Consider the following 26166-nt stretch of genomic DNA (forward strand, 5'->3'; position numbering starts at 1 on the left):
GACACCCCGCATATATCCCTAGCTTCAGGTGCTGGAAGGACGACTATTTCGCTTCGTAGAAACCTCTTGTGTAGTCGATGTCCCCTTTGTAGTCCAAGAAGATGTTCTTGAATCCAGGTTTAAGCATGTAAACGTTGCTGTAGTAGTAAATTGGCATAATCGGCATGTATTCCATAAGAATTTTTTCCGCCTCAGTCATAGCCGCAATACGTTCAGCTTGATCTCCGCTTGCATTCGCTTTTTTGATCAAAGCGTCGTATTCAGGTGAAGCAAAACCTGTATTATTTTGACCGCCGCCAGTTACGAACATATCCAAGTAAGTCATTGGATCGTTGTAGTCAGCTCCCCAACCTGCGCGAGCGATTTGATAGTTCATTGCAGTACGGTTTTTCAATAGAACAGCAAACTCTTGGTTTTCGATACCAACTTCGATACCAAGGTTTTGACGCCACATTTCAACGATTGCTTCAGCAATTTTCTTGTGGCCGTCGCTTGTGTTGAACGTCAATGTTACTTTAGGGAACTTAGCAAGCTTAAGCTCAGCTAGACCTTCAGCAAGCAATGTTTTTGCTTCGTCAACATTTTCAGTGAAGAAATCATCTTTCACTTCGTTACGGTAATCTTCTTTCAAACCGATGATGCCTGGTGGTACAAAACCAAACGAAGGAACTTCGCCGGCCATTGTTACGCTCTCAACGATTGCTTGACGATCAATCGCCATTGCAAGTGCTTTACGTACTTTTACGTTGTTGAAAGGAACTTCTTCTGTGTTGAATTGGTAGTAGTACGAGCTTGCGATACCTTTAGTAACGATCTCGTCTTTTTTCGATTCTTTTAGAACCGGAATTTGCTCAGCTGGGATTTCACCAGTTGGTTTACCAGTGTAATCAAGTTTGCCTGTCTCGTAGTTAGCAAGTTCAGTTGCAGATTCAGCGATCATTGTGAAGTCAACGCCTGCAAATTTCACTTGTGCTTTATCGTAGTAGTTTTCGTTAGGAACAAGCTTAATGGAAGTATTGTGCTGCCATTCGCTCATTTTAAAAGGACCGTTACCGATGATTGTTTTAGCATCAGCTGCCCAAGCCTCGTTGTCCTTCACAGAAGGATGAACAGGGTTGTAAACATAGAATGATGTAAGGCTCAAGAAGTATGGTGTAGGTGAAACGAGCTTAACTTCAAGCGTTTGAGCATCAAGAGCTTTGATACCCACAGCATCCGTGTTTGTCGTTTTGCCTTCGTTATAATCTTGTGCGCCAACGATGTAGTAGAATTGGTACGCGTAAGTTGAACCTACAGCTGGATCAAGTGCGCGTTTCCAAGAGAATTCGAAGTCATTTGCAGTAACAGGGTCRCCGTTACTCCATTTTGCGTCTTTGCGGATTTTAAATGTGTAGGTTTTGCCGTCTTCTGATTTTACCCAGCTTTCAGCAGTTGCAGGAATGGATTCACCATTCTCGTTTTTACGAGTTAGACCCTCGTAGATACCAGTTGCAAGTGTACCTGATACGTTGTCTTCCATAAGTGCCGGGTCAAGTGTCGAAGGCTCAGAGTGAATGTTCATTCTGAAAACTTTCGCTTCGGATGCTCCTCCATTTGTAGCGCCGTTTGTTGCGCCGTTCGTAGCACCGTTGTTGCCTGTTTCTTCTTTAGGCGTACAACCAACAGCGACAATAGCAAGAATGAGTAAAGCAGCAATAAATGATAAAGCAGACTTTCTTGTTCTCATTGTAATCCTCCCGTTTTTTTTCTGCTCAGTTCAACATGGCAAAATCGTCCAACTTACTCGCTTTGTACACAAACGTTTGCATCTTCTTCTAGCTTGTCCAATGCAAATATACGTATCCTTTTGAGCAATGCTAAACATTTTCCCCACTTAAACAATGAGTTTAAATATAATAATAAATTTCACTATACAACCATGTTAATTATTTATCAAGAATATGTAAGCTGTAAATTTTTGTTTATAATTACTTTTATACACTGTTCTTTAACACATTAACGCGTTTATTCAATTAATTATTCTGTTGCGTTAATGCTGTACAGCGTTTATTCAGTTAATTATTTTAATAATATTTCAGTTTAATATTTTTACAGTCATTTATTTACAAAAATAGCACTAATACTTAAAAATACAGATTAAATTGAAAATCCTTTATATTTCCATATTGTTTTAAATTACATATATATTCCACAAATATATAACGTGTTTTTTCGGTATTAATACTATAACATAAATAATAACGACCATTATATTTAATTATTATTTTTCGCTTGTGCAAAATGAACGTTTTTTCATTTCAACATTGACGTTTGCTCATTTATTCCACGCAGCTTCTAATTGTATTATTTTTTTAGATATATTATTTATGCACGGCATATAATCAAAAAAAGACCTATTCATGCATATGCACAAATAGGTCTTTTTTTAATTAATAATATATTTATGATTAGTAAGTCATGCCAGGGTAAAGCGGGAATTGTGCAGTAAGATCACGAACCATGCCGCGCGCTTTGGAGAGCACCTCTTGATCTTGAGGGCTGTTAAGCACAAGTGCAATAACCTCAGCAATAACCTTCATTGCGTTCTCTTCCATGCCGCGAGCTGTCGCTGCAGGTGTACCAATACGAATACCGGATGTTACAAACGGGCTTGTTGGATCAAACGGAATGGCATTTTTGTTAACCGTAATGCCTACTTCATCAAGCACATGTTCTGCTACTTTTCCTGTAATGTTCAGATTGCGTGTGTCGAGCAGCATCAAGTGATTGTCTGTTCCGCCAGATACGATGTTAAAGCCTTTTGCAACAAGCTCTTCCGAAAGAACTTTAGCGTTCTTAACAACTTGGGTTGCGTATTGCTTGAATTCAGGTTGAAGCGCCTCGCCGAAAGCTACTGCTTTAGCAGCGATAATGTGCATCAAAGGACCGCCTTGCGAGCCTGGGAAAACTGCTTTATCAATCGCAGCAGCCCAAGGTTGACGACAAAGGATCATACCGCCGCGAGGCCCGCGAAGGGTTTTGTGGGTTGTAGTTGTTACAAAATGCGCATGAGGCACTGGGCTCGGGTGAAGGCCTGCAGCAACCAAACCAGCGATGTGAGCCATATCAACCATAAACATTGCGCCTACATCATTAGCAATTTTGCCAAGCTTCTCAAAATCGATTGTGCGCGGATATGCACTAGCGCCTGCAACGATCAAACGAGGACGGTGCTTGAAAGCAAGCTTGCGAACTTCTTCATAATCAATAGTGAAGGAATCTTCTTGTACACCATATGCAACAAAGTTATAAAGCAATCCAGATGCATTAACAGGGCTGCCGTGTGTCAAATGTCCGCCATGTGCTAGATTCATACCAAGCACAGTGTCGCCAGGCTGCAAAGCTGCAAGGTAAACAGCCATGTTCGCTTGTGCGCCGGAGTGTGGTTGCACGTTCGCATGCTCAGCGCCAAAAAGCTCTTTCGCACGGTTGCGGGCAATATCCTCAACGATGTCAACATGCTCACAACCGCCATAGAAACGTTTGCTTGGGTAACCTTCTGCATATTTGTTCGTCAAAACGCTTCCCATAGCTTCCAATACCGCTTCGCTAACGATGTTCTCGGATGCGATAAGCTCGATATTGTCACGTTGACGAGTAAGTTCTAGTCCTAGAGCTTTTAATACTTCTGGGTCTTGTTTGCGCAAATTTTCCATGATTAAATTCCTCCTCAAATTAGATACCCTTTATCAAGCAAAAACGTCTTCGGTGTCCTTTAGACGCTGAAAATCAAAAAATTATCGCTATAAATCAACTATTCGCAAGTTCCAGCAGATTGCTCTGCCGTTAGATTCTCGCTAAGCTCGTATACCGCTCGGGAGCCGCCTATTAACTTTGGCCTTGTGATAGCCATCGTGACATGCGCTCCTCCAATTTCACGAATCGTCGGACGAACGGGAACAGCCACCCGCTTCAAATGCATACCGATAAACGTATCACCAATATCGATGCCCGCATGCGCCTGCACCGTTTCCACCAAACAAGGTTCCTTCAGCTGACGATAGGCATAAGCTGCCATGGAGCCGCCCGCTTTAGGCACTGGCACTGCACCTACAATATCAAGCCCCAATCGTTCTGCAGAAGCTTGATCAATGACAAGCGCGCGATTCAGATGCTCACAGCATTGATAAACGGGAATAAAGCCAACTTCGCTGCGAACCGCTTCAACGCCTGCGTAAATTTGTGCAGCCGTTTCAATGGTGCCCGAAGTCCCGATGCGATGACCAAGCACCTCACTAGTACTTACACCGATTACTAGCAGCTGACTCATGCCAAGCTTGCCTGCCGCTGCCAGTTCCCGAACAATTTGCTCAACCTGTTCTGCAATGCTTCCAAGCTGTACGTTTTCGTCTACGTTCATTGCGAATGCCCCCTAATTAGGACTGGCTGCTGTACTGTTCTTCAATTTGTTTCACTTTACTAACACGACCGACATGGCGTTCTCCATTTGAGAACGGCGTTTCAAGCCATATGCGAATAATTTCGAGTGCCACTCCAGGACCGATTACTCGTTCCCCAAGCGCCAAAACATTAGTATCATTATGCTCCCGAGTGGCTTTGGCTGAGAACATATCATTCACAAGCGCACAGCGGATGCCGCGTACTTTATTAGCCGCAATCGACATGCCGATACCTGTTCCACAAATGAGTATACCGCGCTCTGCTTTGCCGCTCGTAACAAGGTCGCATACGGGCAATGCATAGTCCGGATAATCGACGGATTGGTCACAGTTGCAGCCAAGATCTTCAATTTCATGACCAAGCGATTGAAGAAACGGTACAACTTCGTCCTTCAAACGATAACCTGCATGGTCAGCACCAATAGCAATTTTCAACGCAAAAGACCTCCTTAGAAATGAAACATCACAGTGCTAGTATACCTATTTTTGCCCAAAAAGACGAAAAAAGAGCATGACATGCTTATTAGCATGCTGCTCTTTGCCCAGGCGACCGGCCGTATATTCCGATGCTCCACCGTGGTTACCCACTTCCGTCGCCAGTTACATCGGAAACCGTATATTGTCATTTTATTATATCTTATACAGCTGCAAAAATCAATCGAACGGGAACAAAAATGACTTCCGCAACCCTGAACACTTATCTTTTGGCCAGCTTGTCCAGCAGCTTGACGAGCGCGTCCTCTATTTCGTTAGCACTGCTGCTGTATATAGCAAGCGAGCCTCCGAAAGGATCAACGATGTCAAAGCTCGGTATGCGACGCTCCAGCTCAAGCAATCGTCTTCTCTCGCCAGTCGTCAGCTGTTGGCCAAGCGCCTGCTTCATATGAAGCTCTGTATAAAGCTGCTCCAGCTCCTCAATATCGGCGAGCACTTGTGCGTCTTGATTTGCATATTCCTTTAACGTATAGATTTTGTCGACCGCTTCGGGATGCCATTGCAGCAAACCGCGCTTATGATTAACCGTCATTGTCAAAATAATATCAGCCCAACCAACCGCTTCGCTCGTCAGCGCCAGCGACGTGCTCTTATGCTCGATGTCCCGCTGTCTAAGGGTCTCCACAGCATGAGCTGACACGGGCAGTCCATCAATAGTAGATATGCCTGCGGAGCGAACGGCTACGGTGATCCCTCTCAATGCAGCCATTCGGCGAAGCATAGCCTCTGCCATCGGTGAGCGGCATGTATTGCCTGTACATACAAATAAAATACGTTTCACACTGCCAACTCCTTTTTGCACGTTATTCCAAGCTGTTCAACGATTAAGCGAAAACACCTGCAGCATTCCTTAGATGCTAAGCAGCTTTGGCTTGAAATTTAAAATAAGACTGAAATTTTGTTCCGCTTTCTTACTTGTATTCTAAAAGATAAACAAGATGCCGAACACGAACAAAATTCCTCCGCCTATGGCCTCGCCATATTCGCCAAGCTGACCGCTGACTTTACRCCCCAGCATTAAACCACATATCGACATCAGCCCGCCGAGCAGACCGATAAGTAAAACCGTCATCAACATGTTTGCAGCGAACATCCCCAGCGTAATGCCTACTGAGAACGAGTCGATACTGACGCTAAGCGAAAGCACGAGCAAGCCCCAAAAAGATTTATGGTCAAAAGATTGAACCGCCTCGCCGCGCAGCGAGCTATAAATCATATGTCCGCCGAGCAACACTAGCAAAACGCCTGCCGCAGTCGTGGCTACATCTCCAAGCAAGGAGCCGACGTATTGACCTGTAAAAATACCTGCCAGCGGCATGATCATATGAAACAATGCAGTTACAATGCCAAGCTTCAAAACATCTCGCAGCCTTATGCCTTTGAGCCCTATTCCGAGTCCCAGAGAAAATGCGTCTAGACTGAGTGCCACCGCAATAAAAAGCAGCGTCAAAAACTGTCCAGCTTGTAATTGTGCTTCAATCACAGCCTATCTCCCCCATGTCCGCTTGTAGTCTTTACCAAACATATGCGGACATGAGGACAAACATACTAGTGCGGTTTCAAGCTAATTTTGTTTCAAAAATGATCGTTCCCCTTACAGTGCTTTCTATACACGAATAATTCGGTTTCCAGCCGCTTTGGCCAACCGATTCATAAGCGCTGCGCCGATCCCATGCTCCGTGCAGCCCTCTGCCCAAATACGCTGAGCGCCTGCCCCGTCAAAATCTCGCAATGCCGCATAAAGCTGGTGCGCTGCTGTGCCAAGCTCCGCCTCGCTGCCTAATGAGTAAACATGATCTGCATCGTAGCGATTCAACCTCTCTTCGAAAGCAAGTACGCCAGTTACCTCGCCGCGCTTCTTTGCAGCTTCTACTTGATCTCGAATGTACGCTGCAACAGCTTCAAAATGGCCTTGCACAAGCTCAAGCTCCCCTTGTGGCGCATAATGAGTATATTTCATGCCTGGCGATCGCGGAGCCGACTCCGGTTCATCTACCGAGGCACTATCAACCAACGCATGGGGTGCCGCTTCTTGAAGCGCTTCGCGCGTAATGCCGCCTGGCCGTAAAATTCGAATGCCATGCTCGCCAGCAAGCTCAATTACAGTAGATTCCAGGCCGACGCCTGTTGCACCGTCATCAACAAGACCATCGATCCGCCCATCCAAATCCTCCAGCACATGCTCAGCAAGTGTTGGGCTTGGCCTTCCAGAACGATTGGCGCTTGGTGCAGCAATTGGACAATCTGCGATCTCAAGCAGCGCAAGCGCTGTTCTATGATCCGGTATTCGAATACCAACGGTAGACAGTCCTGCCGTTACGAGCGGCGATAACGCATCCTCGCGAACGGGCAGTACAATAGTAAGTGGTCCTGGCCAAAACTGTTCCATCAACGATGAAGCCAGCTCCGAATACGGCAGCACCAGCTCATCTAACTGCTTGCGACCCGCAATATGCACAATAAGAGGGTTGTCCGATGGACGTCCCTTTGCGGTGAATATCCGCTCAACCGCCGCCGAGCTGCGAGCATCCGCGCCAAGCCCATAAACCGTCTCCGTAGGGAAAGCAATAATACCGCCTTCTCTTAATTGGCTGGCAGCCTCCGATAATTGTTCCCGCAGCTGAGAATCATGAGCCTGCTTTACGCGCCATACATTTGTTTTAGTCATCTCTATCCTTCAATCCTTGCTCTTAATTGAAATTGTTCATTCATTCGTTATTATAGCATAAGCACCCGCAAACAAGCAGAAACGACAGCTGCACCTTTATATTCAAAGGTGCAGCTGTCGTTTCTTATGAAAACAGTGATTTAATCCAATTGATAAAAGATTCAATCATTTCCCAAATAAAAAATTTTGCTTCCGGCGCTTCGCCTTGGGAAGGAGTATCTGCTGGAGCTGCTGCTAATGAAGCTGTCTTAGCCGCTGCACTATTCGATTTCACAACTGTTGCTTGCTCTGTCTCTGTTCCAGCTGCTGCTGATGCTTCACCGCTTACAGCATCGATAAAACATAACGGCGGGAACAATACACACCACCAATTTTGTCCGCCGCCTTCGCCAAGTGTAATACGAAGGGCTTCATAGTCGCCAGCAGGGTAAACTTGATTGCCGTACATTTTTGTCGGGAACGGTACCATTCCAAGCTCTGCGGATGAGCCATATTCAAAGCCGCGGCTCTTTAGCACTTCTGCTGTAATGCGTTCAATTTCAGGCATATTAGCGAGAATCGTCTGACGTGCTTCCTCAATCGTCTGAGGTCCCGTCACCCAGCTATTCATCGCTTTAACGATTTCATCCCGGACAAGACGTTTCACGACTTGATCAGCAGGATTATCGGAATTGGCTAAAATACGAAGGCGAATGGCTTCCTGTGGGATCTCTCCGCCTGCAACCGCAGCATCCATTTGCTGAGCTTCCCAGCTCATAATTAAAATGATAAGTGCAAAAATAATAAAACCATATGATTTGCGATAAACAAATTTATTAGCCTTACCCGAATTAGAATGAGCGGATTTAGAAATATTGGAATAGGAATGAATAGAATAATGGCTGGACATATAACACAAGCTCCTCTCGTCGCACCCGTCAGTGCGTCTGCTTGCGTTCCGGAACGTATCTATCCGTCATTATGTCCGCTTTGCTTAATATATAAACCTATCAATCTATCTATTTTTTATCTTATCGCAGACGCTCTTCTAGCAAGTTATACTATTTTCAATAAATGAGAAGGATGGATGAAGAATGGATTTCCAAAAAACTTATGCAGCGTATCGACCGCTGCTCCATTCCATTGCTTATCGGATGCTTGGCACATTCAGCGAGGCCGAGGAATTGGTCCAGGATGTGTTTGCAGACTACAGCCTTTTGGACCCTAGTGAAATTAAAAATGAGAAGGCCTATCTCGTTCGAATGCTCACTAACCGCTCGATCAATCTCAGCCAATCCGCGCGCAAAAGAAAAGAAGTATATGTTGGACAGTGGCTGCCCGAACCAGACGTCAGCACCGTTGAGCTGGATCCTGCTGAAATTTATGCGGAGCATGAAGAGATTTCCTACGCGCTGCTTGTCATGCTTGAGCAGCTAACAGCAGTTGAGCGGGCTGTGTTTATTTTAAGAGAATCACTTCAATACGACTATGAGGATATCGCTGCATGCTTACATAAAACGACAGCAAACTGTCGTAAAATATACAGCCGAGCCAAAGAGAAGCTTCAGGAAGATAGATCGATGCTACCCATGAACACGGATAAAGCCGAGCCCCTCGCTGTTGCCTTCATGGAAGCAGCTTCTTCTGGAAATTTCGAGAAATTGATTTCTCTTTTATCCGAAGAAGCGATTCTTGTCTCCGATGGAGGAGGCAAGGTACGTGCAGCTATTTTCGCTATTATTAGCAGAGAAAGAGTCATCGCCTTTTTGAAGGGTGTTATTCCGAAGACCTTCTTGGGAGATGGCCATCAATTCGCTGACGTGAACGGACAAGCTGGCGTCATCGTTAACCAAGCCGGTATGCCTAGAAGTGTTATCAGCTTTCGGCTCGATGAGGAAGGGCAGAAGGTTGAGCGGATTTATGTCATGTTGAACCCTGATAAGCTGAAGCATGTTCGGATCGAATGACCATTTGAAAATTTACGATCCGCCAATCGTGAACACCGGATGACTAAACAAAGACGACTAGACAAGGACGACTAAATAAAAAATTTTTTAATCTTCTGTCACATCCGATAACTGTGTTTTGTCTTAGAGGATGAAAGCAAATAATTAGAACATAGAGGAGAATGAGGAACATGACAGAAAGAGTCCAAATAGCTAAAGAAATACCTGCTGCATATCAGGCAATGAGCGGAATGGAAAAATACCTAGGCACTACGAGCATCGACAAGCAGCTGCTAGAATTGATTAAAATTCGCGCATCGCAAATAAATGGCTGTGCATTCTGCATTAATATGCACACGAAAGACGCTAGAAGCTTAGGCGAGACTGAGCAGCGGATTTATGCATTGAGCGCTTGGCGCGATACGCCTTACTTTACGAAGGAGGAGCGAGCGGTACTCGCTTTGACGGAGGCTGTCACTGTCATTACGAAGGAACATGTGCCTGATGCGGTATATGAAGAAGTTGCCCGGTATTTCGAGAGCAAACAAGTCGGCGAGATTATTATGGCTATTATTACGATCAACGGGTGGAACCGTCTTGCGATAAGCACCGGTATGATGCCGGAATAAACACTAAAATATAGTGTTATTTTCATTAAAGGAACCCTTTTCGAGAAAATAGAGCTAGAATGTAGGCTTATTGTTTGCTCATCACCCGCAAAAAGGGGCTAATTGATGTGGTACAGCAAAAATAAAACTAAAATATAGGCTTATTTTCGTCAAAGTAGCCCTTTCCGTGAAAATAGAGCTAGAATGTAGGCTTATGTTTGCTCATCACTCTCAAAAAGGCGCTAATTGATGTGGTACAGCAAAAATAAAACTAAAATATAGTCTTATTTTCGTCAAAGTAATCATTTTCTCGAAAATAGAGCCAGAATGTAGGCTTATGTTTGCGCAACGCCCATAAAAACGCGCTAAATGGTACGTTCGAGTGAAAATAAATCTATGAAATAGATTTATTTTGCTGAGCCCAGTCAGGCTGCTGCTTGAAATGAAATAGAGGCTTTCCCGAAGTAGATAATTCTACTTTTGGGGAAGCCTCTTTTGCTGCAAGCGAAGCTAACTCCTCGTTGCAATGACATGGCGCTCGATTCCAGCGTAGTCACTGATGATTCGAATGTCGTCCCATTGCGACATTTCGCGCATCATGTCGGCAACGATGCGAGGCTGGCCCATGCCGAGCTCGAATGCGACGATGCGAGGCATCTGCGCGAGCAGCGGAAGCTGCTCCAGCATGCGCCGGTACGGGATCAACCCGTCCGGCCCGCCTTCCAGCGCGAGATGCGGCTCATAGTCGCGAACTTCGCGCTGCAGCTCTAACATATCCGCCGCCAGTATATACGGCGGATTGGATACAAGCACGTCGATGCGAAGCTCGCCGTGCTGCAGTTCACCCTGCTCATGCCCATGTACAAATGGCATGAGCAGGTCGCCCTGCACGAATGTCAACCGATCCGCCGCTTCATGGCGGATCGCGTTCGTGCGGGCGACTGCCAGCGCGTCCGGCGATAGATCGGACGCGCATACGCGCCATGCGTGACGCTGCGAAGCTAGCGTCACGGCGATGGCGCCGCTGCCTGTGCCGACGTCGACAATGGTCGGCGGCTGCAAATCCCCTGCAATTAGCGCAGGGGGCCAAATAAGATCAGCTGCCTCAAGCACAGCCTCGACGAGCAGCTCTGTTTCCGGACGCGGAATGAGCACGGCAGGCGAGACTGTAAATGGCCGCCCATAAAACCATTGCTCACCAATAATATATTGAACAGGCTCCCCAGCAGCCTTACGACGTATGAGGCCTTCCCATTCTGCTAACCGCTCTGCAGGAAATAGCTCACTGCCATCACGCAGCAATGACGCTCGATCCATATTCAGCAAATGCATGAGCAGAAGCTCTGCATTGTTGCGCGGCTCTTCCACCGCTTCCGATTGCAAAATCGCTGTCGCTTGCATGCAAGCTTGCCGCAATGTTAATGGCGCAACAAACCATTGCTCCTCCGAATGCTTGCTCATCCCTGTATCGCCCTTCCCACTTTAAAGTAACTTCCTTCTCCATCATGCAGCAACTATAGCCACTCTTTTGCCATTACTGCCTCACAGCTAGCAGCACATACGACAATAATTTGCTTCCATGTCCGATCTATTTATGTGCTCCACACAACCACATGCTTTGCCTTTGCCTCGCCTTCGCTTCCCCAAACCGAACAAAACGCCAGACCGCTGATTGCTTATTGTAAGCAACCAGCGACCCAGCGCAAATTTGTTAAGCCATTTCACGTTCCATAAGATCAGCTTGCTCTGCAATCGTCAGAGAGGAAATAACCTCTGTCAAATCGCCGTTCATCACTGAATCCAGCTTATGAAGCGTTAATCCGATACGGTGATCCGTTACACGGCTTTGCGGGAAATTGTATGTGCGAATACGTTCGCTGCGATCTCCCGTTCCAACCTTGCTCTTACGCTCGCCCGCATACTTTGCTTCTTCYTCTTGACGGCGAACATCAGAGATACGTGCACGAAGCACGGCAAGTGCCTTCGCTTTGTTCTCATTCTGTGATTTGCCATCTTGGCAAGTCGCCATAATGCCGGTTGGAACGTGCAATACACGTACCGCGGATTTCGTCGTATTAACGGATTGACCGCCCGCTCCACTGGAGCAGAACGTATCCACGCGAATATCCTTGTCGAAAATTTCAATCTCCACATCTTCAACCTCAGGCATAACAGCTACCGTAGATGTTGATGTATGAATACGGCCGCCTGATTCCGTTACTGGAATCCGTTGTACGCGATGAGCGCCGCTTTCGAATTTCATCTTGCTGTACGCGCCTTTGCCAGTAATCATAAAGATTACCTCTTTAAATCCGCCAACGTCGTTCTCGCTGAAATCCATTAGCTCTACACGCCAGCCTTGTGCATCAGCAAACTTTGTATACATACGATATAACTCATATGCGAACAATGCTGCTTCGTCTCCGCCAGCCGCACCACGAATTTCGACAATAACGTTCTTGTCATCATTAGGGTCCTTCGGCAATAGAACGATACGAATTTGCTCATCAAGCTCAGCTTGGCGTTTGCTCAATTCGTCGATTTCCATTTTAACCATTTCACGCATTTCGTCATCGAGTTTCTCAGCTTGCATCAGCTTAGCGTCGTCCAGCTGCTCGGTAACTTGTTTATATTCCGTAAAGGCATCATATGCCTCTTGTAAATCCGACTGCTCCTTGGAAAGCTCTCTAAGCCGCTTGGGATCACTGGATACATCTGGATCACACAATAGCTCACTCAGCTTCTCATACCGGTCTGCGAGTGCTTGTAAACGGTCAAACACGATCATTCACCTCTGTTTATTCCATTAGGATAATGTTCATTATACCATATCATCGAGTTTCTATCGACTGCTGGTTTTGATTTACAGCCAGCTAATCATGCCCATTTTTACGAACCGCCTCAATCTTCATATGCCAGGCAACAGCCACTGGTTACTGAGCATCCAGCATGAATCCTGATTGCAACAAAACCCTGTAAGCGCAAAGCTGCACTTACAGGGCTCTATTATTCCCCTAATATTTACACGTTAAAACGGAAATGGATAACATCGCCGTCACGAACGACATATTCTTTGCCCTCAAGACGAACTTGCCCCTTCTCACGAGCCGCTACCATCGAACCTGCAGCTGCAAGATCTGTAAAGGAAACAACCTCAGCACGAATGAATCCACGTTCGAAATCGGTATGAATAACGCCAGCCGCCTGCGGCGCTTTTGTTCCACTGCGAATCGTCCATGCGCGAACCTCTTGTACACCTGCTGTGAAGTAAGTGTATAGGCCAAGCAGCTTGTAAGCTGCGCTGATCAAACGGTTCAAGCCCGACTCCGACATGCCAAGCTCCTCAAGGAACATTTCTTTGTCTTCGCCTTCAAGCTCGGCAATCTCAGCTTCAACCTTCGCGCTGATTGGCACAACTTCAGCACCCTCAGCAGCTGCGAATTCGCGTACTTTTTGTACGTACTCATTGCCGTCTGAATTTGAAACCTCGTCTTCACTCACGTTAGCGGCATACAAAACCGTCTTCATTGTCAGCAAATGCAAATCACGAACAAGCAGCTTCTCATCATCGCTCAGCTCAAGGCTGCGAGCAGGCTTATCGTTGTACAACGCTTCCTTGATGCGTTCAAGCACTTCGATTTCTTGAGCAACTTTTTTGTCCCCGCCCTTAAGGTTCTTACGGGAGCGTTCAATCTTTTTATCAACCGAATCAATATCCGCCAAAATAAGCTCCAAATTAATCGTTTGAATATCGCTAATTGGATCAACCTTGCCAGATACATGCGTAATGTTGTCATCTTGGAAGCAGCGAACCACATGAACAATGGCGTCTACCTCACGGATATGCGCCAAAAATTTATTGCCCAATCCTTCGCCTTTGCTCGCGCCAGCAACCAAGCCGGCAATATCGACAAACTCAAACGCTGTAGGCACGATGCTTTTAGGAACAACGAGCTCAACCAGCTTGTCCAAACGCTCATCCGGTACTTCAACAACACCAACGTTAGGATCTATTGTACAAAAAGGATAATTGGCAGATTCTGCTCCTGCTTGCGTAATTGCGTTAAACAATGTTGATTTGCCGACGTTGGGCAAACCTACTATTCCTGCTTTCAATGCCATGCTATAAGACACCCCTATTTTCCCGAAAGTAAACAACTCCAGCTATTATACCCCAGCGTCACCTACTTTGAAAGTGCCATCCGTTAAGCCTAAACGGCATTTGATGGCTTCCTTGGCAAATGAAGACGGTTTTCAGATCGATAAAAGCATTGTATGTTGTGAAAACCTATAAAACCCTGATTTGAACAGACGTTTGTTTTTAACCCGTTTTATACCCCTAAACGGTATCTTATTTGTGCCTCGCCGCATGATAGTCACTGCTGAGAATGATAAGCCGCGCTTCGGAAATACTATGTTGGCGCTGGCTTAAGCTGTGCACGCAAGCACCTAAAATTTGAGGAGGCAAGTTAATGGAAAATCAGACTCATAAGGGCAATTACAAAGGAACGACGAATATGAAAGCCAAAAATCAAGATATGGCATTCGTAAACGATACCATTGAGGATACAAAATCTGTAACAAATTTTACCTCGAAAAAAAAGAAAACGGATTAAAGGATAATTTCCGAGCCCTTATCTATAAAAAACCTGGATCTACAAGCGTATCATCCACTTGTAGAATCCAGGTTTCTTGTATGAAGAATACATTACATCCGAAGCGGCGCTTCTTGCAGCTCTGCGCGCGATTGAAGGTAACGGAAAAACGCTACCGATGCTTCGCCTCGCGTCACTTGTTTCTTTGGCAAAAACTTGCCATCCGATAGGCTCATAATTTTGAGACCTACAACAATGGCTGCCTGCCCCTTATTTTCGATCTGATCCGAGTCTTTAAACGAGGCTTTAAAAATATGATCATAATTCGCAAGCGCATTATAACCAAGTGCTCGCACGATAAGCTCAGCCATCTCATCACGGGATACTTTACCGTTAGGGTTAAAGGAGCCATCCCCAACATCTATCAAATTTTGTTCCAATGCACTTTCAACATATACGAAATAGCTGGAATCCGCAGCTACATCGTTAAATGAGCCTTCACCTTTCAGCTGTTTACTAGAGGACATGGCGAGCGGCGATACTCCGCTGCTGCGCGCTAGCACCAGCATTTTAATCAACTCTCCGCGTGTAACGGCCTCATTAGGACGTACAAGACCATCTTTCACATCAAGCGCTTTGTATGCAACCATTAGTTCAAGCTGACGCTGTGCAAAATGTCCATCAATATCCTTAGCCTTTGGTTTCTCGAGCTGTGTGACATCACCTGTTTCCCGATTTCGCCAGCCGCCTGTCTCCGCATCGAGGAACACCGACTCATCCATTAGCTTAGGCACTAATTGGTAAACAAGCTCTGCTTCTGTCTTTCTATCCACTTCGTCGCCTCTTATTTCTCCTGAAGCAATCATCAACTTATATTTTTCAATTGGAATAGGCTGCCCGTTCCATGCGAAGCTTTGCACAAGCCGATACGTAAGCTGTGTTCGGTAATAATTCAGCCAGTTGTCAACTGCCTGCTCCTTCTTAATCAAGGCAGGAGCCTCAGCTGGATATTCAAAGTTTGACAAATTAGCATCGTAATTTACAACTTCCCCAGTGCTTGAATGAATCGACAAGTTAATGTTGTCATACTCAACCACTGCGCCATGGATTTTGTGTACAAAATTGAAATAGTATTGACTAGGTTGCCCTGCGACAATCCCCTCATATTGCTTCGGATCAGGTTTGACCAAATATAGCTCATCCGTCAGCCATGGCAGACGTTTCTTAATCGCTTCTACCGCTGCTGTTGACGCTTGCTCTAGCGTCACCTTTGTCCCGCCTGATTGACTTTGTTCGTTATACATATACGTATTGAAATGGCGAACCTCTCCAGTGCGACCGTTAACGGAAGCTGAAGCTGAGCCCACTTCCTTGCCATCCTTTTTCACTGTCCAATTCAGCTGCCAATAGGCTTCGGTTTCACCCGTGCTCTCATTGCTATTTTCACTGTAGTTGGAACCATTCAGCTCCACCCCTGCCGGCAGCGCAAAAGCAGCTTTTACCGCATCTATCGCTTGCTTCTCGGTAACTGCCCCCGCCTTCGGCTTTTCGCCTAAAGGTTTCTCGGATATAGGAATTTCCGATATCGATCCCGCTCTAAAATAATTTTCTCTCGACTGATCCTTTAACTGGCCAGTCACCGCATCGATCGATATAGGCTGAAGCTCGTAACTAAGCAAAGGTTTCCTTTTCCCCTGCATATTGTAAGGCACGATATAAGCTAGCAGTGGAGCTGCTGCTGCCCTCAGCTTTTCATTTGCCTCTGCTGCCGACAGCTTTGCATCTACTTTTGGGAAAATAATTGTATCATCCCACTGCAAGGAAAATCTTCGGACATGCCCCTCACTATCCACTTCAAGCTCTATGTAGTTATCTACATAGGGTATGTCATTCACCAAACGATCATAACGAATGGAATGCACAACCTCACCCGTTAGCGGTGGACGCAGTTGAACACCATAGTCAGGATTGTATTGAATTTGTCCTTTATAATCAGCTGCGATTTTATCTATGAATTGGAGCGCAATCTGCTGAGCGGCATCACGTTCAACCTTAAGCGGATACGTTGGTTTGGCAGATGGGCTATCGGTATAAGAGTTGAACTCAAGAAGCTGACCTTTATCCGCATGAATACGAACGTAGATGCTTCCCAAATGCTTGCCGTTCACCTTTTTCACGAAATCCAGTCCCCAAGCATTGCGTTTGCCGCTAGCCATCACTTCCATATTAAGACTAGCTCCTTGGAGGACATACTCCTTCGGAATGCTTACATACTGCCTCGCTAGCGCTTCCGCTTTCTCCTTCGTTATTGCTACATCAACTGGAGCTGCAAATCCTTCTTTCATGATGTCTCCTTCCGACGATGGCACGGCTTTTGCTGCTGCATTCGTCACTGCTGGCTTGCTTGAGCTTTCAGCAAATGCCGTTGCTGGCAACATACTCATAAGCATCGCTGTTGATAGCACTACCGCAAGCCTCTTTCGATGATTGATCCTCACTGCTTCACCCTCCAATGCTTTTCCAATTTATTCATAAATTAGACGCGCCATACATTGCGGAAGTTGCACAATAAGCGAAAAAAGACTGCCCCAAGGCGCTTGTCCTTTAGGCAGTCTTTGATAATATACAGTTAAAACTGCTACGCCGTTTTTCTACGTTCAATATATGCCCATATTTTTTGCAAAATATAAATACCGAGCCAAGAGAACAATATAATAAACAGGGGCATAACGGTAAAGTTATAACGATATTCCGGTACGAACACAAGTCTAATCATCGTCATGACGAAGATGACCACCGCCAGCATGGCTGCAGGATGTCTCCATCTCCATATCAGCGCAAGCAGAGGAATAATCGTGCTGTATATAATCAGTACATGCAAGTATGCTACCTTCGGATAAGCATGGTATAAAGGAGCATGTCCCGAGCCGAAGAACATATGCGTATAAGTATATTTAAGCTTTCCTACCGTATACCATTTTACATATTTCCAGGTTTGCTGCGTGAAGCCTGCTTTGATGCGCGCCCAAGCGACCTCATCCTGCGTCAATCCCGTTGGATCAACGATCTTGTCTGTATAATCTTTATTCGGATAAGTACCCGCTTTGAACGGATTGGACTGTGAAGCAGTCAATACAAACTCATTTAATGAAACGACATTCCTTATCCACCAAGGAAGCATCGTAGCCGATAGGCAGAGCCCCGTAATAACACCCATTAATAGAACTTTTTTGAAAATAGCCCATTTGGATATGACCTCGGTCTGCACACCCGATTTCTTCTTGTACCATTTCTGAAGCAAAAACACTCCGTACAAAGGAACAAAAATCGGTAGAAATTCCGCCCTAACAAGTACTGTCAGGCCTAACAAGATACCCGCTAGCGCAGCATCGCGCTTTCGTTCGGTACGAAAGGCATATAACTGCATAGACAGATAGGCCATTAAGAGAAATAATGCGAGCGTTTCTGTGAGAACTGCTCCATTTGCCCAAATAAAGGGATGATAAATTGCACTAATAAAAAACGCTACAATAGCCACCCATTTGTTTCTTGTTGCCTGCATCGCAATCATATAAATGATAATGAGTGTAGCCATGCTAATTAACACCTGTACCCAACGAATAAGCGGGAACGGCTCTACGCCGATTTGATCAGCCACTAAATACATACCAGTCATAAATAGTGGATAACCCGGTGTTACCCTTGCATTTGGAACCTCTTCCTTGTAGGCGTAAATGCCTTCATCAAGCAACCGGTGCACCATCTCATCGTAATACTTCGAATCATGTGAAATGTTATGTTTGACCGATGTAAGAAAATCAACCCTCAGCCACAAGGCAAGCATAAAAATAAGAACGATCGCTATCGTCCATGCTTTGTTTTTCCTAACCCATTCCACCACGTAAATTGATCCTCCCCAATGTTGAAAGCGGCTTATTTCCAAGCGAGTACGATTACACCCGCCAAAATAATAGCTGCGCCTATCCAGCGCTGCAGCGGTACCGATTCGTTAAATATAAATACAGCTGCAACCAGCGCTATTACATAAGCCAAGCTTTGCAGCGGATAGGCAAGGCTAAGCGGAAGCTTCTTAAGTACGTACAACCAAAGAACGGTAGCAATTCCGTACAAAACAAGTCCCGACCATATATGAGGCGACCACAATAACGATACCCATGTGTCGCCTTTCGCCGTATCCATTTTGTTCATTCCTGTTTTCCACAATAACTGGCCAGAAACAAGCAGCAAAATATTAAGAAACAATATGATATATGCCATTATGAATCCGACCTTTTGCGTTCATGCAGCTCATGATGTAAAATTCCAAGCTCTTGTGTAAGACGAATAACCTTCTCTGACAATTTGGATACAATGACTGTAAGATGCAAAATAAGCATAATACAAAATAAAATTCCGACTAGAAAAAGCAGCGCCGGTGCATAAGCAATACCAATCGCGTGGGCCAGCGTATCAATAATCTGGACGCGTACAGACAAAATCAGCATCACTACACCAAACAACAGCCAGAGCATAGAATACTGCTCACGGAGCAATCTCCGGTTAATCAACATAATCAGCACGAACAAAAAAACCACACTTGTGATAATCCACAAGGCTTGCATGGTGTATCCTCCTTAAAGTTTGCAGAGCAAACTCTCATCGTAAGCATTTTTCYAAGATTGAACCTCGACTGGCTTCGTTGCTTTCAAGCTGCGAATGAATAGCGACAATGTTACCTTAACCATATAATAAACCGAACGCATCGCATTTATTGATGACGTACCGCCTGTACGTGCTTCCATCACGACAGCTACCTCGCTTGTACGCAATCCGCTGCGATGAATGAGCACGATGGAATCCACTTCTGGATAGTCTGTCGCATAATCGCTTTGGAATACAGCAATCGCACGTTTATTTGCAGCGCGGAACCCTGAGGTAACGTCCAGCACACGCTTGCGTGTCATTGCAGTAACAATAGTAGATAAAATCTTGATGCCGACTCTGCGCGTTGCAGAGGACAAGAAGCCGGTTTGTTCAATAAAACGTGAACCAATCGCCAAATCCGCTTTCCCGCTAAGCACGGGGTCCAAAATCAAATGAAGCTGCTCCGCCTTATGCTGACCGTCGCCATCCACTTGAACGGCAACATCATAGTCATAACGATGGGCATAACGATATCCCGTCTGCATAGCTCCGCCGATGCCCAAATTGGTCGGGAGTGTAATAACAGAAGCACCGTTCGCTTCAGCTACTTCACGTGTACGGTCTTTGGAGCCATCATTAATGACCAGAATATGAGCAGTTGGGCAATGTGTCTTCACATCATGTATCACATGGCTTATGCTGTGCTCTTCATTATAAGCCGGAATAATGATCAAAATTTTTGAAGATGTCATACCTTGCCGCAGGGACTCTCCGGTAACCGTTTTGTCCTTTTTCGTACTGACTGCGTTCACTACATCACCACTCCATAAATCAAAGTTAGGGTACGCTGCTGCGTACAATTATTTTTAATTCTACTAACTAAATTAGTATAAAGCAACAGATAAGGTTGGTATAAACGCTTATTATTTCCTTAACATTTGCTTAATTAGGTCGAATTTTACATTCACAATTAGAACCTTTTATACCAATATTATCTTACTGAAAATAAGAGTTTCCAGAAAAAAAATATCGCCTGACACCAGTTGCTCACTGATACCAGACGATATTAAGACGGTTATTTATTACAAAATGTTGCTTACATTTGGCCGGAAATTTTTGCTTTCAAAGCATCTTTGGATTGTACGCCAACCATTTTGTCAACGGGTTGACCGTCTTTGAACAAAATCAATGTTGGGATACTCATTACGCCGAATTGTGAAGCAAGTTCTGGCTGCTCGTCAACGTTAATTTTAGCAATTACTGCTTGGCCTTCCAGCTCAGCGGAAAGCTCCTCAACGATTGGTAGCTGCATTTTGCAAGGTCCACACCAAGGTGCCCAGAAATCTACAAGGGAAACGCCGTTTTGAATGGACTCGTTAAAGTTTTCTTTCGTCAATGCTACTGCCATTTCAATCATCCTCTCCAAACAATGTGTATGATAAAGGGAATACCCGTCTCACCGTTAAATGAAACATCATTTGCTAACCGCATGCGTGAATTTGCTTCAACACATCCTGAATCGTAATCGCGCTAAAATGACTTTCCAGCTGCTTCTCCGCTGTACAAAATATGCCGAACATCACTTGATTCATATTCGACCCAACAACACAATCCATCTCTGGGTTGCCCGAGCACCAGCTCGGAATTAGCGAGCCTTGTGCCATCACGCGATAGATATCGGCAAGTGTTACCACATTCGGATCAATCGTCAGCCTATAGCCGCCTCCTGAGCCTTCACGGGTATCCACATATCCACTGCGGCGCAAACCACCCATTACCTTGCGAACACGAGCAGAATGTGTGCCGACATTCTCGGCGATCATATCGCTGCTAGCCATTCTTTCCGGTAAATAAGCCAAGTAAACGAGACTGTGTACGGCAATCGTAAATTCGCTGTTCACTGTTTAAGGGCCTCCCTGCTTTATACTGTAATTTTATCCGTTACAGTTAAGTTTGTCAATAGGTCAGGTCGCCATCTCGCTTTCTTAGGATACGGCAGGAGCAATCACGTTATTCCCCAACAGATTTTGGATTAAAGGCAAATGTTTTTTTGGGTTTTCTGTCATGTTTGAAGGCTTCTGCTGAATAAATATGAAAGGTGCATCCTTATTTGATTTGAACGTATAAGAAGACATTCAAATCCAATGGGCACATGGCTTCCTACACTAGTTTTACAATGTAAAACTTTAAGGAGGTGACGCATAATGGCGTTATTTTGGAATCGATGGATAGTCATTCGTACGGAAGGGGGTTCTAGATCGGAGCTCATAGACCGATTGGAAGCTCATTTCAAAACTAATGGATTGAAAACCAAAATCACCATTGAGGGCAATTCCTTGAAACGGATTCATGTGCTTAAAAAGGATGCCGATCTCGCCAAGACGCTGCTGGACGCGTTTGACGAGGAGCATTAAGATGTGCGGCAAAGCTTTGCCAAGCAGCGGCACCCTTGCAGGGCAGCCGCTGCTTGTGCTGCTTCCCTAGGACGAGCGTCCCACTACGGATGAATTCCTCATAAAACGATAACCTTTGCGAACGCCGTTCAGCACCCATTCGGGAACCGGAATCGGTTTTTTGGATAGAAAAGGCATGTAAATACGATTGTAGGCTTTCTTCAAATCATCCCACATCGTGCAAGGCTCTTCCTTCAAAAAATCTGAAATATCAAGTACGATGCCTCGTCCATCCTTGATCATTACATTTTTTCCATGCACATCATGAGGGAACAAACCGCGGGATCTTGCATACTCCAGCGCTTGATCAATATCTTCTATTGCCTTTTTTGGTATTGCTGCTCCATCAATGATGCACTGATATAAGGTCTTTCCCTTTAGTCGCTTTAAAACCAGATAATAATGGCCTTTATATTCTCCGGCATGATAACAAGTTGAAAAAGCAGGATGAGTGCCAATTCTCCGGTAAACCTCGCATTCACTCTCCCAGCCGTCGCGGCCTGGCGCATAAACCTTCACAGCTATATCCGAGTAGTCCTGATGTGTAAATACGCCGGCGTAATTGCCCGCCCCAAGCAGTCTCCAACCGTGCGGCGTCTCCGCTACTCGGATTGGATTTGTGGGGTCAACGCTATCAAGCACAAGCTCCGAGAGCAATGACTGCTCCATAAGAGCTATAAACGTATTCAACTGCTTCTCCTCCATAGTAAGTACTCCTCTTCTCCCTATCTACATACATGCTTTCCTTTCATTGTAAGACCAGCAGCTGCAAAAATAAAGACCGCACCAAAAAGCTTTACAGCCCTTTTGCACGGTCTCGCTTCACACTTGATCCTAATGGCCTCCACTTACTACTTTCAGCCCGATAACGCCTGAAATAATCATAGAGAGAAACAGCATCTTGCGCCAATTTCTCGACTCTCCAAAAACCACCATACCCAGCACTACGCTGCCTATAGAGCCAATTCCGGTCCATATCCCATATGCCGTACTAATTGGTATCGTCTGCAACGCTTTAGATAAGAAGAAAAAGCTCACGAAACCAGCGCCAATCGCCCCTACCGTTCCCTTCCAGCGTTTAAAGCCATCAGAGAGCTTCATGAAAGTAACGCCGGCGACCTCGCCGAAGCCTGATATGATTAAAAAGACCCATGCCATTTTATGAACCCACCTTATCTTGTTCTATGTTGGTTACAGCCTTTGGTGCTTTGTCAGGAGCCGGCTTGTCATTTGACACAAGCTTAAGTCCAACTATGCCCCCTACAAGCAATGCGATAAAAAACAAGCGCCAAAAATCAGCCGGCTCATTCAGTATAATAATGCCTGCGAGAACAGTGCCTACTGTTCCAATTCCCGTAAACATAGCATAGGCAACGCCAATCTCAATCGTACGCATTGCGCGGGCAAACAGCATAAAGCTTATGGCAAGCAGCACCACTGTTATTATGCTTGGAACAAGCACTGTAAAGCCCTCCGAATATTTGAGGCCAAACGTCCAGCCTACCTCAAGAAACCCCGCTAATAATAAAAAGACCCATTGCATTTTTTTCAATCCTCTCTCGCTGTCATCGTCCAAATCTGCCATAATGATTGCCACACCATTTGCTTCCTTTTCTCAAGCAGCTCTTTTCCATATATTTGATTCTCAACAAGGATGCCATCTACACATACATAAAAGGTAGCAATTAACCGTTCCGTCTCTTCCAGGTTAAACAACCCTTGCGACGCTCCCTTTTCCAGCACGCTAATAATTCCCTTGTTCAGCTCATACTCATAGCGCAATAAATCTTGATTGAGCTGTTCGCGCAAATGGCGCGGCGGTACAAGCATCGTTTTCTTCAAGAAAGCTTGACCTGTCGTTAAATGAGTGAGATCGGTAAAAAAAGTAAACAGTCGATGTACTTGCTCCTTAATCGGCGCCTGATCCATATCTTGAAGAAGCTCTATAAACTGATTATGCTCTTCAACAATCATTTCCTGAATGAGCTGCAAGAACAGTTGTTCTTTCGATTTATAATGTGCATATATGGACGGCGTCTTAATGCCCACTGCCTTAGCAATTTCAGACAAGGATGCCCCCTCATAGCCTGATTCTGCAAACATCGTCAGCGCCGCCAGCTTTATACGTTCCGACGTTGTTAATTCAGCACTCATGTCATTCCCTCCGATCCGCTTTCGTTCCCCTGCCTAACGAACGTTAGTTTTTCACAAATTTTAAAATGAAATAATCATTTAGTCAAGATGAAAATAACGATCATCAAATAAAGCCATGCATGCTCCCCCTTCATTGGAGATCATACATGGCTTTATTGTTATTGCTTTGAGGCTTGGCTATATTTCTTCCAAAGGGTAGATCCTCCATTAAAGATCATGCCGAGTGTAATGCCAAGCAGCGTAACGATAACGTTCAAAATAAGGCAGTAAACAAGCAGCAGTCCAAAATCGACCGTATTGTCCGAAAGAGGAAGCACTTGGCTTAGTATAAATGCGAGAAGCACGCTAAACGGGATCCAGAACAAAAATATGAAGATCGGAAAGTACCAATGCTGATTTCGAAAAAACTTTACGATCGGCAAAGCGAACGCAATAATCATAATCATGCAAATGATGTAGCTCTGCTCCACAATCCCGCTATAATAATAAGCTGTATATAGAAACACATTACTCACAGCAGCATAGATGGCACTTAAAGCTAGTACCAACCGCATCGACCGCCGAAACAACAATTGCTCCTTCGTAACCACTTCCATTACTTGCCTACGATTTCTTGGAGTGCCCGAATAAAGGCATCCATTTCTTCATCCGTTCCAATGCTCACCCGCAAATATTCATTAATTCGAGGTTGATCGAAATACCGGACCAGCACGCCCTTATCGCGCAGCTGCACAAAGATGTCCTTAGCTGCTATCGTTTTATGCGAAATGAAGACGAAGTTTGCCTTCGAGTCTGTTGCAGCAAAGCCGAGCTCCTTCACCTGCTCCGCTACACGTTCTCGTGTAGCAATGACCTTCTCCGTCGTATCTCGGAAATAAGCGTCATCCTCAAGAGCAGCAATGGCGCCTGCCAAAGCAAGCCGATCCATCGTATAGGAATTAAATGAATTTTTGATTCGGTTCAATCCATCAATCAACTCCTCGCTGCCAAAAGCAAAACCAACGCGAAGGCCAGCGAGCGAACGGGATTTCGAGAGTGTTTGAACGACAAGCAAATTCGGATAGTCGTGAATAAGCTCCACTGCTGATTGTCCGCCGAAGTCAATGTACGCCTCGTCGATGATAACAACCTGATCGGGATTGCTTGCAAGCAATGTACGAATATCCTCGAGCGGAAGCAATTGAGCCGTTGGCGCATTCGGGTTCGGTATGATGATACCACCGTTGTCCGAATGGAAAGCTTCGACTTGAACGTTAAATTGCTCGTCCAATGCGATGAGCTCTGTTTGCAAGCCATATAACTTCGCATACACCTTGTAGAAGCTGTAAGTAATATCAGGGAACAGTACCGTCTTAGCCGGATCAAAAAAAGCTGCGAAAGCAAAAGCTAAAATTTCATCAGAACCGTTGCCCGCAAACACTTGCTCTGAACGCAATCCGTAATAGGTGGCAGCTGCTTTCACGAGCCCCTCGCAAGTAGGATCAGGATATAGCCGCAGATCAGCATTAGCTGCTCCTTTGATCGCATCAATTACCTTCGGAGATGGCGGGTACGGATTCTCATTCGTATTCAGTTTGATATACGTCTTATCCTTAGGCTGCTCGCCTGGGACATACGGCACCAGTGAAGCAGTAAGCGGACTCCAAAATTTACTCAATGACATTTCTTCCTTTCGTAATCGATATTTCTATCGCTTCTTTTCAATTATTTTAACATTAAAGGATTTGTTAATTACAGAGTCCGACGAACGACAAGCCTAGTCATCAGCAGTCCAAGCAGCGCGCCAAACGTATTAAGAATAATATCGTCAATGTCGAAGCTGCCCACCCGCGTCAACATTTGAGTAAGCTCAACGGCTGTAATCAACATAATCGTGACCATTGTCAGTCTAAATACTTTCAAGTACTTCTTATTTAATAAGGGCAGGAATATGCCGATCGGTATGAACAAGACAATGTTTCCGAATAAGTTTTTGAACCAAATGTCAGGATTGAAATGATCATAATGGATGATATATTTTTTTATCGTATAAAGCGGTACCAAATTATAGTTATACCCCTCGCCAAAATAACGGCCACGATGAAATAAAAGCCAGCACATGATCAAGGTGTAGAACAAAGCAATTACGGTAATCAACATATTCAGCAGAGAGCTTTTGAATATGGCTTTCGAATACCCGCGCATC

29 protein-coding genes and 1 riboswitch are annotated in these 26166 nt (G+C 45.2%); of the genes, 4 read left to right on the forward strand and 25 right to left on the reverse strand.

Going from position 1 to position 26166, the window contains the following annotated elements; genetic code table 11:
* Positions 1-43: 43 nt before the first annotated feature.
* The 8 genes from AB4Z17_RS00310 to spoIIR form a co-directional block, all read right to left on the reverse strand.
* Complete coding sequence (locus AB4Z17_RS00310; RefSeq protein ID WP_441910166.1) at positions 44-1726, reverse strand: peptide ABC transporter substrate-binding protein; 1683 nt, start codon at positions 1724-1726, stop codon at positions 44-46.
* Between the two features lie 721 nt (positions 1727-2447).
* Positions 2448-3695: a serine hydroxymethyltransferase gene (gene glyA / locus AB4Z17_RS00315; protein WP_441957426.1), complete on the reverse strand. Its 1248-nt coding sequence runs from the start codon at positions 3693-3695 to the stop codon at positions 2448-2450.
* 98 nt (positions 3696-3793) lie between these two features.
* The gene (locus tag AB4Z17_RS00320; protein WP_441910164.1) at positions 3794-4399 is read right to left on the reverse strand and encodes a TIGR01440 family protein; all 606 of its coding nucleotides are present in this window, start codon (positions 4397-4399) and stop codon (positions 3794-3796) included.
* Positions 4400-4415: 16 nt separating this feature from the next.
* Positions 4416-4874, reverse strand: coding sequence for a ribose 5-phosphate isomerase B (rpiB, locus tag AB4Z17_RS00325; RefSeq protein WP_076266268.1), 459 nt, complete (start codon positions 4872-4874; stop codon positions 4416-4418).
* 98 nt (positions 4875-4972) lie between these two features.
* Positions 4973-5053, reverse strand: a riboswitch (ZMP/ZTP riboswitch).
* Between the two features lie 83 nt (positions 5054-5136).
* A complete protein-coding gene (locus AB4Z17_RS00330) occupies positions 5137-5715 on the reverse strand; it encodes a low molecular weight protein arginine phosphatase (protein WP_076266269.1) in 579 nt (192 codons plus the stop codon).
* A 141-nt stretch (positions 5716-5856) separates the two neighbouring features.
* A complete protein-coding gene (locus AB4Z17_RS00335; protein WP_441957428.1) occupies positions 5857-6417 on the reverse strand; it encodes a manganese efflux pump MntP in 561 nt (186 codons plus the stop codon).
* Positions 6418-6540: 123 nt separating this feature from the next.
* The gene (locus AB4Z17_RS00340; protein WP_441957430.1) at positions 6541-7602 is read right to left on the reverse strand and encodes an L-threonylcarbamoyladenylate synthase; all 1062 of its coding nucleotides are present in this window, start codon (positions 7600-7602) and stop codon (positions 6541-6543) included.
* A 124-nt stretch (positions 7603-7726) separates the two neighbouring features.
* A complete protein-coding gene (gene spoIIR, locus AB4Z17_RS00345; RefSeq protein ID WP_441957432.1) occupies positions 7727-8491 on the reverse strand; it encodes a stage II sporulation protein R in 765 nt (254 codons plus the stop codon).
* Positions 8492-8675: 184 nt separating this feature from the next.
* Here spoIIR and AB4Z17_RS00350 point away from each other — a divergent pair, with 184 nt between their 5' ends.
* Together AB4Z17_RS00350 and AB4Z17_RS00355 are read left to right on the forward strand one after the other, a co-directional pair.
* Entirely contained in the window at positions 8676-9548 is an 873-nt protein-coding gene (locus AB4Z17_RS00350) for an RNA polymerase sigma-70 factor (protein WP_441910157.1), read from the forward strand.
* Positions 9549-9718: 170 nt separating this feature from the next.
* The gene (locus AB4Z17_RS00355) at positions 9719-10156 is read left to right on the forward strand and encodes a carboxymuconolactone decarboxylase family protein (RefSeq protein ID WP_441910156.1); all 438 of its coding nucleotides are present in this window, start codon (positions 9719-9721) and stop codon (positions 10154-10156) included.
* A gap of 489 nt (positions 10157-10645) precedes the next feature.
* On the opposite strand, the gene prmC is transcribed toward AB4Z17_RS00355, so the two are convergent.
* From prmC to ychF, 3 genes are all read right to left on the reverse strand, one after another.
* On the reverse strand, positions 10646-11596 hold the full coding sequence (gene prmC, locus AB4Z17_RS00360) for a peptide chain release factor N(5)-glutamine methyltransferase (RefSeq protein ID WP_441957434.1): 951 nt from the start codon (positions 11594-11596) through the stop codon (positions 10646-10648).
* Positions 11597-11846: 250 nt separating this feature from the next.
* Entirely contained in the window at positions 11847-12917 is a 1071-nt protein-coding gene (gene prfA / locus AB4Z17_RS00365; protein ID WP_076266276.1) for a peptide chain release factor 1, read from the reverse strand.
* 239 nt (positions 12918-13156) lie between these two features.
* On the reverse strand, positions 13157-14257 hold the full coding sequence (gene ychF, locus AB4Z17_RS00370) for a redox-regulated ATPase YchF (RefSeq protein WP_076266277.1): 1101 nt from the start codon (positions 14255-14257) through the stop codon (positions 13157-13159).
* Between the two features lie 350 nt (positions 14258-14607).
* On the opposite strand from ychF, the gene AB4Z17_RS00375 reads away from it, so the two are divergent.
* Positions 14608-14751 (forward strand): hypothetical protein, encoded by a 144-nt coding sequence (locus tag AB4Z17_RS00375; protein WP_179089742.1) that lies wholly within the window; start codon positions 14608-14610, stop codon positions 14749-14751.
* A gap of 92 nt (positions 14752-14843) precedes the next feature.
* Here the strand turns inward: AB4Z17_RS00375 and AB4Z17_RS00380 are convergent, their stop codons facing one another.
* The 7 genes from AB4Z17_RS00380 to AB4Z17_RS00410 form a co-directional block, all read right to left on the reverse strand.
* Positions 14844-17228 carry a YcdB/YcdC domain-containing protein gene (locus AB4Z17_RS00380; protein ID WP_441957435.1) on the reverse strand — a complete coding sequence of 795 codons (2385 nt, stop codon included), beginning with the start codon at positions 17226-17228 and terminating at the stop codon, positions 14844-14846.
* Positions 17229-17368: 140 nt separating this feature from the next.
* Positions 17369-18631, reverse strand: a complete 1263-nt coding sequence (locus AB4Z17_RS00385; RefSeq protein WP_430056834.1) for a phospholipid carrier-dependent glycosyltransferase — start codon at positions 18629-18631, stop codon at positions 17369-17371.
* Between the two features lie 32 nt (positions 18632-18663).
* A complete protein-coding gene (locus AB4Z17_RS00390) occupies positions 18664-19008 on the reverse strand; it encodes an EamA family transporter (protein WP_339205425.1) in 345 nt (114 codons plus the stop codon).
* Positions 19008-19352 carry a DUF2304 domain-containing protein gene (locus AB4Z17_RS00395; RefSeq protein ID WP_054025487.1) on the reverse strand — a complete coding sequence of 115 codons (345 nt, stop codon included), beginning with the start codon at positions 19350-19352 and terminating at the stop codon, positions 19008-19010. Before AB4Z17_RS00395 ends, AB4Z17_RS00390 begins: the two co-directional genes overlap by 1 nt.
* A gap of 12 nt (positions 19353-19364) precedes the next feature.
* The gene (locus AB4Z17_RS00400) at positions 19365-20186 is read right to left on the reverse strand and encodes a glycosyltransferase family 2 protein (RefSeq protein WP_441957437.1); all 822 of its coding nucleotides are present in this window, start codon (positions 20184-20186) and stop codon (positions 19365-19367) included.
* A 284-nt stretch (positions 20187-20470) separates the two neighbouring features.
* Positions 20471-20782: a thioredoxin gene (gene trxA / locus AB4Z17_RS00405; protein WP_054025488.1), complete on the reverse strand. Its 312-nt coding sequence runs from the start codon at positions 20780-20782 to the stop codon at positions 20471-20473.
* Positions 20783-20855: 73 nt separating this feature from the next.
* Positions 20856-21275, reverse strand: a complete 420-nt coding sequence (locus AB4Z17_RS00410) for an RrF2 family transcriptional regulator (RefSeq protein ID WP_076266281.1) — start codon at positions 21273-21275, stop codon at positions 20856-20858.
* A 303-nt stretch (positions 21276-21578) separates the two neighbouring features.
* Between AB4Z17_RS00410 and AB4Z17_RS00415 the strand changes: the two genes are divergently transcribed.
* Positions 21579-21788, forward strand: coding sequence for a hypothetical protein (locus tag AB4Z17_RS00415; RefSeq protein ID WP_441874673.1), 210 nt, complete (start codon positions 21579-21581; stop codon positions 21786-21788).
* 66 nt (positions 21789-21854) lie between these two features.
* On the opposite strand, the gene AB4Z17_RS00420 is transcribed toward AB4Z17_RS00415, so the two are convergent.
* From AB4Z17_RS00420 to AB4Z17_RS00450, 7 genes are all read right to left on the reverse strand, one after another.
* Positions 21855-22532, reverse strand: coding sequence for a protein kinase domain-containing protein (locus AB4Z17_RS00420; RefSeq protein ID WP_441910147.1), 678 nt, complete (start codon positions 22530-22532; stop codon positions 21855-21857).
* 129 nt (positions 22533-22661) lie between these two features.
* The gene (locus AB4Z17_RS00425) at positions 22662-22985 is read right to left on the reverse strand and encodes a DMT family transporter (protein ID WP_441910146.1); all 324 of its coding nucleotides are present in this window, start codon (positions 22983-22985) and stop codon (positions 22662-22664) included.
* A 1-nt stretch (position 22986) separates the two neighbouring features.
* On the reverse strand, positions 22987-23424 hold the full coding sequence (locus AB4Z17_RS00430) for a DMT family transporter (protein ID WP_441910144.1): 438 nt from the start codon (positions 23422-23424) through the stop codon (positions 22987-22989).
* On the reverse strand, positions 23376-23981 hold the full coding sequence (locus AB4Z17_RS00435) for a TetR/AcrR family transcriptional regulator (protein WP_339205428.1): 606 nt from the start codon (positions 23979-23981) through the stop codon (positions 23376-23378). Before AB4Z17_RS00435 ends, AB4Z17_RS00430 begins: the two co-directional genes overlap by 49 nt.
* A 158-nt stretch (positions 23982-24139) precedes the next feature.
* Positions 24140-24577 (reverse strand): hypothetical protein, encoded by a 438-nt coding sequence (locus tag AB4Z17_RS00440; protein WP_441957439.1) that lies wholly within the window; start codon positions 24575-24577, stop codon positions 24140-24142.
* Positions 24577-25638: a histidinol-phosphate transaminase gene (gene hisC, locus AB4Z17_RS00445; protein ID WP_441957441.1), complete on the reverse strand. Its 1062-nt coding sequence runs from the start codon at positions 25636-25638 to the stop codon at positions 24577-24579. The genes AB4Z17_RS00440 and hisC overlap by 1 nt, the downstream gene beginning before the upstream one ends.
* A gap of 74 nt (positions 25639-25712) precedes the next feature.
* Entirely contained in the window at positions 25713-26165 is a 453-nt protein-coding gene (locus tag AB4Z17_RS00450) for a VanZ family protein (RefSeq protein ID WP_430056814.1), read from the reverse strand.
* Position 26166: the final 1 nt, after the last annotated feature.

This window comes from Paenibacillus sp. TAF43_2 (assembly GCF_052113545.1).
Classification (GTDB): domain Bacteria; phylum Bacillota; class Bacilli; order Paenibacillales; family Paenibacillaceae; genus Pristimantibacillus.